At 71.9% G+C, this 13,359-nt stretch carries 13 protein-coding genes; 8 read left to right on the forward strand and 5 right to left on the reverse strand.

Annotated elements, in window-relative coordinates; all coding sequences use genetic code 11:
- From ABD332_RS51035 to ABD332_RS51060, 6 genes are all read left to right on the forward strand, one after another.
- Window positions 1–1,130 (forward strand): ABC transporter substrate-binding protein (locus ABD332_RS51035; RefSeq protein WP_344512805.1); only part of this gene is annotated, 1,130 nt, incomplete at its 5' end.
- Window positions 1,127–1,711, forward strand: coding sequence for a bifunctional 4-hydroxy-2-oxoglutarate aldolase/2-dehydro-3-deoxy-phosphogluconate aldolase (locus ABD332_RS51040; RefSeq protein WP_344512807.1), 585 nt, complete (start codon window positions 1,127–1,129; stop codon window positions 1,709–1,711). The genes ABD332_RS51035 and ABD332_RS51040, both read left to right, overlap by 4 nt.
- A 279-nt stretch (window positions 1,712–1,990) precedes the next feature.
- On the forward strand, window positions 1,991–3,238 hold the full coding sequence (locus ABD332_RS51045; RefSeq protein WP_344512809.1) for a BNR-4 repeat-containing protein: 1,248 nt from the start codon (window positions 1,991–1,993) through the stop codon (window positions 3,236–3,238).
- Window positions 3,238–4,386, forward strand: coding sequence for a golvesin C-terminal-like domain-containing protein (locus ABD332_RS51050; RefSeq protein WP_344512811.1), 1,149 nt, complete (start codon window positions 3,238–3,240; stop codon window positions 4,384–4,386). Before ABD332_RS51045 ends, ABD332_RS51050 begins: the two co-directional genes overlap by 1 nt.
- Window positions 4,387–4,546: 160 nt before the next feature.
- Complete coding sequence (locus tag ABD332_RS51055) at window positions 4,547–5,527, forward strand: pirin family protein (RefSeq protein WP_344512813.1); 981 nt, start codon at window positions 4,547–4,549, stop codon at window positions 5,525–5,527.
- The gene (locus ABD332_RS51060; protein WP_344512815.1) at window positions 5,528–5,794 is read left to right on the forward strand and encodes a GNAT family N-acetyltransferase; all 267 of its coding nucleotides are present in this window, start codon (window positions 5,528–5,530) and stop codon (window positions 5,792–5,794) included.
- Here ABD332_RS51060 and ABD332_RS51065 read toward each other — a convergent pair.
- Entirely contained in the window at window positions 5,787–6,629 is an 843-nt protein-coding gene (locus ABD332_RS51065) for an SCO6745 family protein (RefSeq protein WP_344512817.1), read from the reverse strand. The genes ABD332_RS51060 and ABD332_RS51065 overlap by 8 nt on opposite strands.
- Before the next feature lie 215 nt (window positions 6,630–6,844).
- Between ABD332_RS51065 and ABD332_RS51070 the strand changes: the two genes are divergently transcribed.
- Window positions 6,845–7,417 (forward strand): TetR/AcrR family transcriptional regulator, encoded by a 573-nt coding sequence (locus ABD332_RS51070; RefSeq protein ID WP_344512819.1) that lies wholly within the window; start codon window positions 6,845–6,847, stop codon window positions 7,415–7,417.
- 79 nt (window positions 7,418–7,496) lie between these two features.
- Window positions 7,497–9,011, forward strand: a complete 1,515-nt coding sequence (locus tag ABD332_RS51075) for an MFS transporter (protein WP_344512821.1) — start codon at window positions 7,497–7,499, stop codon at window positions 9,009–9,011.
- 229 nt (window positions 9,012–9,240) lie between these two features.
- On the opposite strand, the gene ABD332_RS51080 is transcribed toward ABD332_RS51075, so the two are convergent.
- The 4 genes from ABD332_RS51080 to ABD332_RS51095 all read right to left on the reverse strand — a co-directional run bounded on the left by ABD332_RS51080 (window position 9,241) and on the right by ABD332_RS51095 (window position 13,327).
- A complete protein-coding gene (locus tag ABD332_RS51080; protein WP_344512823.1) occupies window positions 9,241–10,329 on the reverse strand; it encodes a LacI family DNA-binding transcriptional regulator in 1,089 nt (362 codons plus the stop codon).
- 61 nt (window positions 10,330–10,390) lie between these two features.
- Window positions 10,391–10,600 (reverse strand): hypothetical protein, encoded by a 210-nt coding sequence (locus ABD332_RS51085; protein WP_344512825.1) that lies wholly within the window; start codon window positions 10,598–10,600, stop codon window positions 10,391–10,393.
- Window positions 10,601–10,721: 121 nt separating this feature from the next.
- Window positions 10,722–11,330 (reverse strand): hypothetical protein, encoded by a 609-nt coding sequence (locus ABD332_RS51090; RefSeq protein WP_344512827.1) that lies wholly within the window; start codon window positions 11,328–11,330, stop codon window positions 10,722–10,724.
- Window positions 11,327–13,327 (reverse strand): RICIN domain-containing protein, encoded by a 2,001-nt coding sequence (locus tag ABD332_RS51095; protein WP_344512829.1) that lies wholly within the window; start codon window positions 13,325–13,327, stop codon window positions 11,327–11,329. Before ABD332_RS51095 ends, ABD332_RS51090 begins: the two co-directional genes overlap by 4 nt.
- Between the last annotated feature and the right edge of the window lie 32 nt (window positions 13,328–13,359).

The raw sequence follows: 13,359 nt of genomic DNA on the forward strand, positions 1-13,359 counted from the left end.
ACGAGGCCGTGACGAAGGAGCCCCTGCAGGCGGCGATCGACAGGTACGCCGCCGCGAACGCCGGGACGAAGATCAGCACGCCGTCGTACCCGTACAACGACTACCTCAACCAGGTCCTGCTGCAGGTACAGGGCGGCCAGCTGACCGGCGCCGTCCAGCTCGACGTCGCCTGGCTCGCCACCCTCGCCGCCACCGGCAAGCTCCTGGACCTCAAGAGCGTCGCCGGCGGCCTCGACTACTCCCCGGCGGCCCTGGCGCTCGGGCAGTCCGGCGGGGTGCAGTACGGCCTGCCGTGGACCTTCGCCGGCATCGGCCTCATCAGCAACACCGAGCTGCTGACGAAGGCCGGGGTGACCAGCCCGCCGAAGACGGTCGCCGAGTTCGAGGCGGCGCTCACCGCCGTCAAGGGCCTCGGCGGCGGGGTCGTGCCGTGGGCGGGCATGACGAAGGTCGACCAGTTGAAGGACATCATCCCGTGGATGTGGGAGTTCGGCTCCCCGATCGTGGAGAACAACAAGGTCGTCATCGGCGACGACGGCAGCGTCGAGGCGCTCACCTGGTACAAGAAGCTCTACGACCAGAAACTCATCGCCCCCGACGTCAACCGCGTCGACGCCCGCGCCCTCATGTCCCAGGGCAAGACCGCCTTCTACGAGGACGCCATCGGCGGCCGCACCGCCGTCACGAAATCCTCACCCGACAAGGACCTCGGCACGAAGATGGTCCCCGTCGCACGGCCCGTTCTCAAGCAAGGCGACAAGCCGCGGCACCTCGCCTGGGGGCAGGTGATCGCCGTGATGAACGGTGCCGGCGCCGCCGCCGCCGCGAACTACGCCAAGACCGTCACCACCGACCCCGGGTACAACGTCGACTGGTTCAAGAAGACGGGCCTGCCGCCGACCACCAACGCCGGCCTCGCCGACTCCGCCGTCAAGAACGACAAGTTCGCCACCGACTTCACCAGCCAGATCGGCGCCAACTCCAGCGCCAGCCCGTTCTGGGTCTACCCGCAGTTCTCCCAGATGGAGAAGGTCCTGGCCGAGGAGGTCCAGTCGATCCTCATCGGCAAGAAGTCGCCGAAGGACGCGCTCATGTCCGCCCGCGACCGGATGAACGCCCTCATCAAATGAGCTTCGACGACCTGCTCCGCGGCCGCCCACTGGTGGCGATCCTGCGTGGTGTACCGGTTGCGCGGGCCCTCGAGATCGCCCGCGCCGTGTGGGACAGCGGCCTCGGCGTAGTCGAGGTCCCGATCCAGACCCCCGAGGCGGTCGAGTGCCTGCGCGTGCTCGCCGCCGAGGGGCACCCCGTCGGCGCCGGCACCGTCCGCAGCGCGGCGCAGGTCGAGGCCGCCGCCGAGGCGGGCGCGGTGTTCACCGTCGCGCCCGGCCTGGACCTCGACGTGGTGCGGGCCAGCCAGGCGGCCGGCCTGCCGCACCTGCCGGGCGTCGCCACTCCGTCCGAGGTACACCACGCGCTGCAAGCGGGTTGCGAGTGGCTCAAGGCGTTCCCCGCCGGAGCGCTCGGCCCCGCCTGGCTGCGCGAGCTGCGCGGCCCGTTCCCCGAGGCGAAGTTCGTCGCCACCGGCGGCATCGGCGCCCACAACGCACCCGAATACCTGGCCGCCGGCGCCCGCGCGCTGGGGGTCGGCGGCGCCGTCACCACCGACGGCGGCCTGCCACCGCTCCTGGAGGTCCTCCGCCGAACCTGACCGACCCACGCTCCGAGGCGCCGCCGCGGACCAGCCACACCTCCGAGGCACGGCCGCACCGCACCCGGTGCTCTGCGCCGCACCCGGTGCTCTGCGCCGCAAGCGGTGCGCCGCGTCGCACGCAGCGATGCGTTGCGCCACAGACGGTGCGCCACGCCGCACACGGCGGTGCGTTACGCCGCAAGCGGTGTGCTGCGCCGCCGATGGTGCGCCGTGCCGCACGCGGTGGTGTGCCTGGCCGCGCCGGCGCCACGTGAGCAAGCCCCGAGGAAGAGGCCCATGCACAGAGCCGCCCTGGTCGCCGCCACCGCCATGGCGACGGCCCTCGTCACCGTGCCCGCAACCGCCGTGCACGCCGCCCCCGCCACCGTCACCCTGGTGCCGTACGGCATCGACAGCTCCAACCAGGCCGCCTGGTGGTCGCCGCTGGACACGTACACCCCCGGCAACGACTACGCGTATCTGGCGTTCAACGAGCCCGGCTCCACGGCCGGCACGCACCGCGTCGCCATCGCCCGCCGCGACACCGCCGGCGGCTGGACGAGGCTGCCCGTCATGAACGGCGCCGCCCAGGCCGAGTACGCCGACGACATCGGGCACAACCAGCCGTCGGTCGCGCGCGACGGCAGCGGCCGGCTGCACGTGTTCGCCAGCATGCACAACAACGCCTGGCGCTACTTCCGCTCCGACACCGTCGGCGGCGCGCCCACCAACCACGCCGCGGACCTGCCGGACCAGGGGATCGGCGTCACGTACCCGGTGCTGACCACCGCGCCGAACGGCGACCTGTACCTCATCGCGCGGCTCGACGGGAGCACCGCCCGCTCCGGCCGGCTGTACCGGTGGAGCAACGCCGCCGCGACGTGGACCCGGGTGGCTGTCTTCGCCGAGTCCGCCAACCGCGCCGTCTACCCAGACGACCTGCAGTTCGACACCGCCGGCAACCTCCACGTCCTGTGGGAGTGGGGGCTGTACCCGGCGACCGCGTTCCGCCATCAGCTCAGCTACCTGCTGTACAAGCCCGCGACCGGCACGTTCGCCGACCACACCGGTGCCGCGGTCGCCGTGCCCGTCAGCACCGCCACCGCCGACGTCATCCAGCCGATCGAGGCCGGCGAGGTGTACCAGGGCAACGACGGCACCGGACCGGCCGTGCAGAGCGCGAAGCTCACGGTCGACGGCACCAGCCCGAAGGTCGCGTACCGCTACCGGAGCGCGACGAACTTCATGGTCCGCTACGCGTACGTCTCAGGCACCACCTGGGTCCGGGACACGGTGTACTCCGCCGCGCAGACCAGCGCCGCCATCGACATCACCTGGCACCCGACGGAGCAGAAGCGCGTCTACTACACCACCGCGGCCGGCGTGATGTACGTGGCGACCAAGCCCGGCACCGCGTGGACCGCCGCCGCCGTCGCGCCCGGGATCCCCGTGCAGCGCTTCGCGGTCGAACGCACCACCGCCGGCGTCGACGTGCTCTACCTCGTCGACCTCACCAACCTTCGCCTGTACTACGGGAGGAACTGATGCGCCGCCTGCTTGCAATCGTGTTGCTGGTGCCTGTCGCCGTCGGCCTGGGAACCGCCACGGCCGCCCACGCCGACCCCGCCGGCACCGGCTACACCCTCGTCTTCGAGGACCAGTTCAACGGCACCGCGGTCGACACCGCGAAGTGGAACTACCGCACCGACTCCAAGGCGTACAGCACCCAGCGCCCGCAGAACGTGTCCGTCAGCGGGGGAGCGCTGAACATCGCCCTGAAGAAGGAGACGTACGGCGGCAAGGACTACACCGGCGGCGGCGTGGTCAGCAAGCAGACGCTGCGCTACGGCTACTACGAGACCCGGGCGAAGCTCAACGACGGCGCCGGCTGGCACAGCTCGTTCTGGCTCATGTCCGGCGACGGCTCGACGACCTTCCCGGCGTCGCAGCGCTCCGAGATCGACGGCTTCGAGATCGACTCGATCAGCCCGACCCGGATCCACCACGGCGTGCTGACCTGGAAGGGTAACGGCGTGTCCGCCGGGAAGTCGTACGGCACCACGTACACCAGCGACACCATCGACTCGAGGGACTGGCACGTCTACGGCATCGACTGGTCCGAGACCAGCACGAAGTTCTACGTCGACGGGGTGCTCAAGTACACCGCGCCCTACCTGCCGACGGACTGGACGCACGACTACACAAGCATCTGGCTCACGAGCATCGCCTACGGCAGCGTCCCCGACGCGAGCAAACTGCCGTCGGCCGTGCAGTTCGACTACGTGCGCTACTGGCAGAAGGACTACTACGTCGACGACGACGGGCCGGCCGCGTACGGCTACAGCGAGACCGGCACCTGGTCGCCGTCGACGCTGACCGGCTGGACGACCGGCTCGCCGACCCGCTACGCGGCCTGCAACTCGGGTGGGAACACCGCGACCTGGCGCCCCAACCTCCGTGCGGCGGGCACCTACAAGGTCTCCTACTACAAGGTGACGGCCGCCAACAGCGACCCTGCCGCGAAGCTCGCCGTCGCCGGCACCCAGACGACGGTCAACGGCACCTCGGGCCCGTCCGGCTGGGTCGACCTGGGCACCTTCGCCCTGCCCGCCGGCACCGGCACCGCGGTCACCCTGACCAGCTCGGGCACTGGCTGCGCCCGCGCCGACGCGGTCAGGTTCGTCCGGGTGTGAGCCGCCGCGCCGGTCGCCCACCGGGCCACGCCGCAGGCCCGCGAGCGACCGGCGCGGCCACGTCGCGGACCCCGGAGCGGAGATTGTTGACTTGCGGAATACTTGCTCGGCAAGTACCGTTGCAGCAGGCGACAAACCCGCTCAGCCCTGGAGGCACAAGATGCCCGCGATCACCGTCGAAAACGTCCTTGCGCTGCCGCGCGTGTCCACCCCGGACCCTGTGTCGGCGCGCCCCCGCCCGGTGGTGTCGGTGACGACGGCGCCGAAGGGATTCGAGGGCGAGGGCTTCCCCGTCCGGCGCGCGTTCGCCGGCGTCGACCTGCGCACCCTCGACCCGTTCATCCACATGGACCAGATGGGCGAGGTCGAATACGCCCCGGGTGAGCCGAAGGGCACCCCGTGGCACCCGCACCGGGGGTTCGAGACCGTCACGTACATCATCGACGGCGAGTTCGTGCACAACGACTCGCACGGTGGTGGCGGCGTCATCCGTGACGGCGACACGCAGTGGATGACCGCCGGAAGCGGCTTGCTGCACATCGAGACCCCGCCCGAGCACCTCGTCGTCAGCGGCGGTCTCTTCCACGGCTTCCAGCTGTGGGTCAACCTGCCGCGCGCCGACAAGTTCGCCGCCCCGCGCTACCAGGACATCCGTGGTGGCCAGGTGGCGCTGCTCAGCTCGCCCGACGGCGGCTCGCTGCTGCGGGTCATCGCCGGTGAGCTCGACGGCCACGCCGGCCCCGGCAACACCTACACGCCGATCACGATGATCCACGCGACGATCTCGCCCGGGGCGTCGCTGACGCTGCCGTGGCGCAAGGACTTCAACGCGCTCGCCTACACCCTCGCGGGCAAGGGCAGCGTGGGCACGAAGGGCCGGCCGGTGGAGCTGGGACAGCTCGCGGTCTTCGGCGAAGGTGACAGCATCACCGTCACCGCCGACGCGAAGCAGGACCCGCGCCACCCCACGATGGACGTGCTGTTCCTCGGTGGAAAGCCGATCCGCGAGCCCGTCGTGGCGTATGGTCCGTTCGTCATGAACACCAAGGCCGAGGTGGTCCAGGCGTTCGAGGACTACCAGGCCGGCCGGCTCGGCACGATCCCGGCCGCGCACGCCGCAGTGCAAGGAGAGGCGTCCTAAGTGGACATCGAGGTCGTCGACGACCCGCAGCAGCACCGCTTCGAGCTGCGGGTCGACGGAGCGCACGCGGGTGCGGCCTACTACCGGCTGCACCCGGGTGAGATCGTCTTCACCCACACCGAGGTCGACAAGGAGTACGAGGGCAAAGGCCTGGGCAGCAAGCTCGCCGCCGGCGCCCTGAACGCGGCGAAGGAGCGGGCACTGCGTGTCGTCCCGCAGTGCCCCTTCATCGCCGCCTACCTCAAGCGGCACCCAGAGCTCAGCTGAGCGGCTGCAGCCCGATCGGGTTCGGGTGCCGCAGCAGCGCCGACGCCTGCACGGCGATCGGGCGCAGCAGTTCGGCACAGCGCGCCGTGGCGGTCTCCCCGAGGGCCCGCCACGGCGTCGCGGCCAGGGCATCCGTCGTGCGTTCGACGGAGGTGTACGCCTCCCGCGCCCGGCCCGTCGCCTTCCCCTCCGCGTCCAGCCACCCACGGCCGCGCAGCCGGTCGATCGCCGTGGCCCACTCCTCGTCGGTCCAGCCACGGGCGGGCTGGTAGAACTCCCGGCCGGCGCCGTCGAGCAGCGCGACCCGCCACACGTTGCACTCGGCCCCGTCCAGGCCCTCGACGAGCAGCGCCGCGAGGTGCCCGTCGCCGCGGTGCTCCCGCAGCACCGTCGCCGCCTGCCACAGCACGCCGGCCGGGTCCTCCGGCCACGGCAGCATCGCGTTGGCCGCGCCCAGCACCCGGCCGTGCAGGTCGGCCGCCTCCGCCGCCGCCCGCAACAGGCTTGCGACCTCCGTCAGGTCCCCGTCCACCGTGAGCAGGACCCGCCGCGACCCTTCCAGCCGCGCGGCGAGGGCCGCCTCCGGCGTGATCCGCGTCCACACGTCCGGCAGCGCCCGGGTCACCATCCGGGGCGCGAACCCGTAGAACGCCGCGATCACCGGCCCGGCCGGCACCGCGCCGAGCGGGGCGCTGCGGCCGGCGAAGTACCCCCGCCAGAACCCGCGCAGGGCCGCCTCCTCGAACGCGGCCAGGGCGTCCGGGGCGAAGTAGGTGACCGCGTGGACCGGCTCGAACAGGCTCCACATGCGACGTTCGGTCGACAACTCTGTCATGGACCTGACGGTATACGCGAACACGCCCGGCGGAGCGGGGGACTTTTTCACACCAGGCATTCCCGGAAACGGCTGTGACGTCGTTCACGGGGGTGAGGTGTACGGAACCGTTTCGTACTCTCCCGGGGCGGGAGTAGGGTTCGTGTACGAAACGGTTCCGTACACCTGCGATCCAGGACTTGCGGAACCCGGCCCTCGCACCTTAGGAAGTGGTCATGTCTCCCGCGCCGAAGCCCGAACGCCGTGAAGCGATCTGCGAAGCGGTCTTCGAGCTGCTCGGCGAGGTCGGATACGACCGCATGTCGATGGATGCCGTGGCGGCGCGGGCCCGCGCCAGCAAGGCGACCATCTACCGGGGCTGGCCCAACAAGCCCGACCTGGTGATGGACGCCTTCGAGCACCGGTTCGGCGGCTCGTACGAGCCGCAGGACACCGGGACGCTGCGCGGCGACCTGATGGCGCTGCTCACCGCGGCGTGCGAGGTGGCGAACAGTCCCGACGGCGACGTCATGACCGGTCTGCTGACCGCGGTCACCCGGAACCCGGAGCTGGCCGAGACGTTCCGCCGCTGCGTCTACGAGGCGAAGCGCTCCGCGTACGACACCATCGTGCGACGCGCGGTGGACCGTGGCGAGCTGCCCGCCGGAGCCACCTCCGACCTGCTGCAAGAAGTCCTGCACGCGCTGGTGCTCAACCGGACCATGTGGCACGAGGGGCCGCTCGACGAGGCGTTCGCCACGCGGGTCGTCGACCGGGTGCTGCTGCCCGTCCTGCGCCAGCCTGCCTGACCCGTATTCCTGCCTGTTGAAGGCCCGCCCGCCGGCCGGGTGCGGTCGCGATCAACCATGCCTTGGGAGGCACAAGCTCATGTCGAACCAATCGGGGGACTCGGCCGTCGCGGTCAACCCCAAACGCGCGACCGGTGAGGCCACGGCCGACCCCAAACGCTGGCTCGCCCTGTCGGTCATCGCCGTCGCGCAGCTCATGGTGGTCCTCGACGCCACCGTCGTGAACATCGCCCTGCCGTCGGCGCAGGAGGCCCTGCACATCTCCACCGCCGACCGTCAGTGGATCGTCACCGCGTACACCCTGGCCTTCGGCGGCCTGCTCCTCCTCGGCGGCAGGATCGCCGACTTCTTCGGCCGCCGCCGGACCTTCCTCATCGGCCTCCTCGGCTTCGCCGGCGCCTCCGCGCTCGGTGGCGCCGCGGTCAACGCCGAGACCCTCTACGCCGCCCGCGGCCTGCAGGGTGCCTTCGGCGCGCTCCTCGCGCCCGCCGCCCTGTCGCTGATCACGGTCACCTTCACCGAGGCGAAGGAGCGGGCCAAGGCGTTCGGCGTCTTCGGCGCGATCTCCGGCGGCGGCGCCGCCATCGGCCTCATCTCCGGCGGCCTGCTCACCCAGTACGCGAACTGGCGCTGGACCCTGCTGGTGAACATCCCGATCGCGATCATCGCCTTCGTGGCGGCGCTGCCGGTCGTGCGGGAGAGCAAGGCCACCGGCGACACGAAGTACGACATCCCGGGAGCGGTCCTCGCCACCCTCGGCCAGGTCGCGCTCGTGTACGGCTTCACGAAGGCCGCGACCGACGGCTGGAGCTCCGGCGTGACCATCGGCTGGCTCGTCGCCGCCGGCGTCCTGCTCGCCGCGTTCGTCGTGTGGGAGTCGCGGGCGAAGCACCCGCTGCTGCCGCTGCGCGTTCTGTGGGACCGCAACCGCGGCACCTCGTTCGTCGTGTCGGTCCTCGTCGGCGCGGGCATGCTCGGCATGTTCCTGTTCATGACGTTCTACCTGCAGCAGACGATGGGCTACTCGGCCCTCAAGAGCGGCGTCGCCTACCTGCCGTTCTCCGCCGGCATCATCGTCGCCGCCACCCTCGCGGCGCGCTTCCTGCCCCGCGTCGGCCCGCGCGTGATCATGTCGATCGGCGGGGTCATGGGCACCGCCGCGATGATCTGGCTGACCCGTCTCGACCTGCACTCCGACTACGTGGTGGACATCCTGCCCGCGTTCATCGCGATGAGCGTCGGCATGGGCCTCGTCTTCGTCCCGCTGAGCAGCGTCGCCCTCACCGGCGTCGCCAACCACGACGCCGGCGTGGCGAGCGCCCTGGTCAACACCACCCAGCAGGTCGGCGGCTCCCTCGGGACCGCGCTGCTCAACACCATCTTCACCACGGCCGTCACCGGCTACCTCACCACCCACGGCGCGGAGCCGCTCCAGCAGGCCGAGGCGGCGATCCACGGGTACAACGTGGCCTTCACCGCCAGCGCGGTCCTTCTCGGCGTCGCCGCCGTGCTGGTGATCCTGTTCATCCGGCGCACCCCTGCCGACGCCAGCACCGCCACCGACCAGGAGCAGGTGCCGGTCCTGGTGCATTGACGTCGCCTGTACGACAAGCCATAACCCTTTCGGGCACAACGCCCGGGCCCTGGCATCACCTCGGGTCGCCAGGTCCCGGGCGGGTCGTGCGCCGTCCGGTCAGCCGGACGGCGCTCGCGCGTGTCCCGGCGCCGGTCGCTTCAGTCGGGCGGGCGGCGCTCGGGCGTCTGCGGCGCCGGCCGCTTCGCCTGGCCGGACGGCGCTCGGGCGAGGTGTGGCGCCGGCCGCTTCAGCTGGGTGGGGCGGTGCTCTCGCGGACGATGAGGTCGGCCGGGACGAGGATCTGCTCGGCGGTCGGTTCGGTGCCGGCGCGGGTCTCCGCGATCGCCCGGGTGAGCGCGGCCGCGGCCGCCCGGCCCTTCGCGAGGACGTCCTGGCGCACGGTGGTCAGCCCCGGCCGCATCCGGGCGGCGAGCGGGCTGTCGTCGAACCCGACCACCGACAGGTCCTCGGGCACCCGCAGGCCCAGGTCGTGCGCGGCCTGGACGACGCCCTGGGCGATCGCGTCGGAGAAGCAGAGGATCGCGGTGGGGCGCGGGTCCTGCGTGAGGAGGACCTTGGCGCCGTCGTAGCCGTCCTCGGGCTGGCCGTGCGCGAGCCGCACGACCGGCGGGGTGATGCCAGCCGGGGTCAGCGCGTCGAGCCAGCCGAGGATGCGCTGCTGGGCGACGTACCCGTCGATGACCGCCGCGTCCTCGTCGACCGCGGCGCCCGGGATGACGGAGCCGGCCGGCAGCAGGCCGTGGGCGCCGCGCACGCCGCTGGTGACGAAGGCGACGCGGCGGTGACCGAGGTCGACGAGGTGCTGGGCGGCGGTGCGGGCGCCGGGGCGGTCGGCGACGTTGACGCAGGGGATGCCGTCGGCGGGCACCTGGTCGATGAAGACGAGCGGGATCCTGCGCCGGATGAGCCAGTCCACGGCCGTGGACGCCGGGTCGCACGAGTAGACCATCGCGCCGTCCATGGCGACGTCCCTGGCGGGCACCACGTCGTCGCGGGCGGCGGCGGTCAGCAGCGTCAGGGCCAGGCCCGTCGGAGCCAGTTCCTCCGCGATCGCGCCGAGGAACGTGGTGGCCACCTCGTCGTTGAACGCATACCGCAGCGACTCGGTCAGCAGGACGCCGACGGCGCCGGTCGTGCCGCGGGCCAGGGCGCGGGCCGCGGGGTCGGGCCCCACGTAGCCGAGCTCCGAGGCGACCGCCAGGATCTTGTCGCGCAGGGTGGGGGAGAGCTGGTCAGGCCGGGAGAAGGCATTGGAGACGGTCATCCGGCTCACACCGACCTGGTCGGCGATCGTCTGCAAGGTGACCCTCGCCATGCGCACCTCCCGGCTGTCGTCGCGGGGCCCCGTCGGGGGGACCCGCCGACGATATCCTGCCTCAGTTCGCGGGGCTGCACGCGGCGGCCGGGGCGACCGCGTCGGCGGCCCGGTGCAGGGTCGCCGCGAGCGCCGCGCGGACCCGGCGCGACCTGTCCGCCCGGCCGCCGATGAGCGGGGCGGCGGGCGCGACCACGGGCGCCTGGGGCAGCGCGCTGCGGACCTCGTGGGCCATCGCGTTCTGAGACTCGATCATCGCGAACGGGAACACGGCCGACCTCCTCGGACCAGGCCTGCCCGGTACTGTACCGGTCCAGTGCCTATACCGGTACAGTACCGAGTGGCACTGTACCGGTCAAGCGAATTCGGGTCGTCGGAGGCAGCGACGCACGTCACTTGCGGCGCGGGGTCGTCCTCCGGGAGGAGGGCCTGCGCTTCGCGGTCGCCGCCGACCGCCGGTGGAACAGCCACGCGGCGACGCCGGCGAGCGCCGCGACGCCCAGCACGTACCAGACCCAGGTGTACGACGTCCGCGGTGCCGGCGCCGGAGGTGGTGCCGCCGCGGCCGGGGGCGGCGCGCAGACGATGTCCTGCGGCGCGCCGTCGGGAGCCACGTGCAGCACGCCCTGGCAGCGGCCGATCGCCGGCGTGCCCATCTCGGCCACGACCGTCCAGTCGCCGGTGGCGAGCGTGCCGGCGAACGTGAGCGCGTCACCGTTGCGGCGCAGGCCGGCGGGGCCCTCACGGCGCCCGTCGGCGGTCGTGGCCAGCAGCGTGATGCCGACGGCCTCGGTGACCGGGTGGCCGTCCTGCCAGGTCGCCGTCACCCACACCGAGCCGCGGCCGTCGCCGTGCAGGGTGAGGATGACGCCGTCATGGGCGGCGGCCGGCTTCGCGGTGCCGAGCACCGTGCCGGAGGCGAGGGCCAGGGCCGCCGCCACGCAGGCCGCGGCCCGGCGCCACAAGGGCGCCGGGCCGCGATCGGTTGAGGACCGGTTCACGCGCGCTGCGGGATCCAGCTCTGGTACTTGGCGCCGCTCGGCTTCTGCAGGACGAGCAGCCGGCTGCCGAAGTACTGGTTGTTGCCGACGCCGACGACCAGGCCGCTCGCGGACTGCACCGAGACACCGAACTCCGTCTTGGTGATCGTCCACTGCAAGGCCTTCGCGCAGTCGCCCTGGACCAGGGTCGCACCGGCGACGTCCTTGTCACCCGTGGTGGTGATGCAGGCGTCCGTCGCCTTCGAGCGGACCACGTACTTGCCGCCGGCCACCTGCTCCAGCTTCCACTGCTGGTTCGCCCCGCCGTGCTGGCGGTAGATGATGATCGGCGTGCCGGCCGCGCTGCGGGCGCCGAACACGTCGGCCACCCCGCCGGTCAGGCTGTTGCCGAACACCATCCACGCGCCGGCCGTCGGCGCCGGGGCCGCCGTGGTGTGGACCTTCACGGTCGTCGTCCACGGGGTCAGGGCGCCGTTCTGCGCGAGCGAAATCCCGATCTGGTAGTCGGTGTCGGGGCGCATGCCGACGATCCGGACGTTGGTCGAGCCGACCTGGCCGATGGAGCGTCCATTGAGGACGACCGCGTAGCGGCTGCCGGCCGCGGCCGCGTCCCAGGACAGGCGCACCGAGTTGGCGGTGGTGTCACTGACCCGCAGCTCCTTGAGTCCCGTCGGCGGCTTCGTCGGAGTCGGAGTCGGCGACGCGGTCTTCGTGGGTGTCGGCGAGACCGACTTCGACGGCGAGGGCGACGTGGTCTTCGTGGGCGTCGGCGTCGGCGAGGCGGTCTTCGTCGGGGTGGGGGACGCCGTCGGCGACGGCGGGGGCGGCGTGGTGCCGCCGGGGCCCGCGATCAGGAACTGGTTGTTGGCCACGTTCCAGTTGTTCGCGAGGTAGCTGCCCGGGCTCGGGTTGGTGTTGTAGTAGTCGTCGTGGTTGCAGTCCATCCGGTTCTCACCGGCCTTGTCGGTGCAACCGGCCCGGACGGACGTCTTCAGGCCACCCGAGTCGTTGTAGCACATGATGTCGTACTCATCGAGGCAGTGCCCGGCCTTGCTGGAGTTCGGCGCGTTGTTGTTCACGGCGCCGAGGTTGTGCCCCAGCTCGTGCGCGGCGACGCTCGCCGTCCAGCAGCCGGAGTCGCTGCGGCCGTAGCCGGGGCCGCCGTTGCTGCGGTTGTTCACGCCCGGCTGGGTGTCGCCGTTGAAGGTGCCGATGCCGCAGTAGACCTTCGACTCGCCGAAGATCATGTACTTGCGGTCGGTCCGGTTGTACCCGAGGGCCTTGAGCCCCTGGATCGTCGCGTCGAAGGTGGCGAGGCCACCCGCGGGCAGCTCGACCTCGCGGACGTCGACCTTGCAGTCGGCGGTCGTCACGAAGCGGACGTGCCGCTCGCCGCCGGTCTCCTTGGCGCTGGTGTTGTAGATCGCGTCGACGCCGGCGCTCCAGGTGCGGAAGCTCTCCAGGTACTGGTTGAACCGGCTCGCCGTGCTGGCGTCGCGCACGTACAGCACCTGCACGCGCTTGCCGGCCACGCCGTCGCCGTCGCACGCCACGCCGGAGGCGCCGATCGTGTAGCCCAGCGCGGTGTCGGCGCCGGCCTCCGGGACCAGAGCGAAACCGCCCTCGGAGGCGACTGAGCCGTCCTCGGCGGTGACCGTCTGCTCCAGCGGGGCGGCCGCCGTGTCCGTCTCGGGGACGACCTGCGTGGGGCCGGCCGCGGTGATCGGGGCGATCGTGCCCCGCACGGTCAGGCCGGACGGCGGGACGTCAGGGCCGTGGCTGCACTGGCCGCGCTCGGTGAGCTGGTACCCGCCGACGCACGGCTGGCCCTTCTTCGCCGGCGTCAGACCCGCGTACACCAGGCCGAGCTCAGGGTTGTCGGCCGGCACGCGACTGATCGCGGCCGGACCCTTCTCGTTGAACAGGTCGTCGATCGCACCTGGTCCGGCGATCGCCGCACCCGTGCCGACCACCGCGACCGCCACGGTCACAGCCACGCGGCGCAAGACTCGAGACACGCTCGGTTCCT

Origin of the sequence: Dactylosporangium maewongense (assembly GCF_039531485.1) — a bacterium.
In the GTDB taxonomy this organism is placed as follows: Bacteria; Actinomycetota; Actinomycetes; order Mycobacteriales; family Micromonosporaceae; genus Dactylosporangium; species Dactylosporangium maewongense.

Coding starts and splice junctions, on each gene's coding strand:
- ABD332_RS51040 (WP_344512807.1), top strand. CDS start 1,127: ATGAGCTTCGACGACCTGCTCCGCGGCCGCCCACTGGTGGCGATCCTG.
- ABD332_RS51045 (WP_344512809.1), top strand. CDS start 1,991: ATGCACAGAGCCGCCCTGGTCGCCGCCACCGCCATGGCGACGGCCCTC.
- ABD332_RS51050 (WP_344512811.1), top strand. CDS start 3,238: ATGCGCCGCCTGCTTGCAATCGTGTTGCTGGTGCCTGTCGCCGTCGGC.
- ABD332_RS51055 (WP_344512813.1), top strand. CDS start 4,547: ATGCCCGCGATCACCGTCGAAAACGTCCTTGCGCTGCCGCGCGTGTCC.
- ABD332_RS51065 (WP_344512817.1), bottom strand. CDS start 6,629: ATGACAGAGTTGTCGACCGAACGTCGCATGTGGAGCCTGTTCGAGCCG.
- ABD332_RS51070 (WP_344512819.1), top strand. CDS start 6,845: ATGTCTCCCGCGCCGAAGCCCGAACGCCGTGAAGCGATCTGCGAAGCG.
- ABD332_RS51075 (WP_344512821.1), top strand. CDS start 7,497: ATGTCGAACCAATCGGGGGACTCGGCCGTCGCGGTCAACCCCAAACGC.
- ABD332_RS51080 (WP_344512823.1), bottom strand. CDS start 10,329: ATGGCGAGGGTCACCTTGCAGACGATCGCCGACCAGGTCGGTGTGAGC.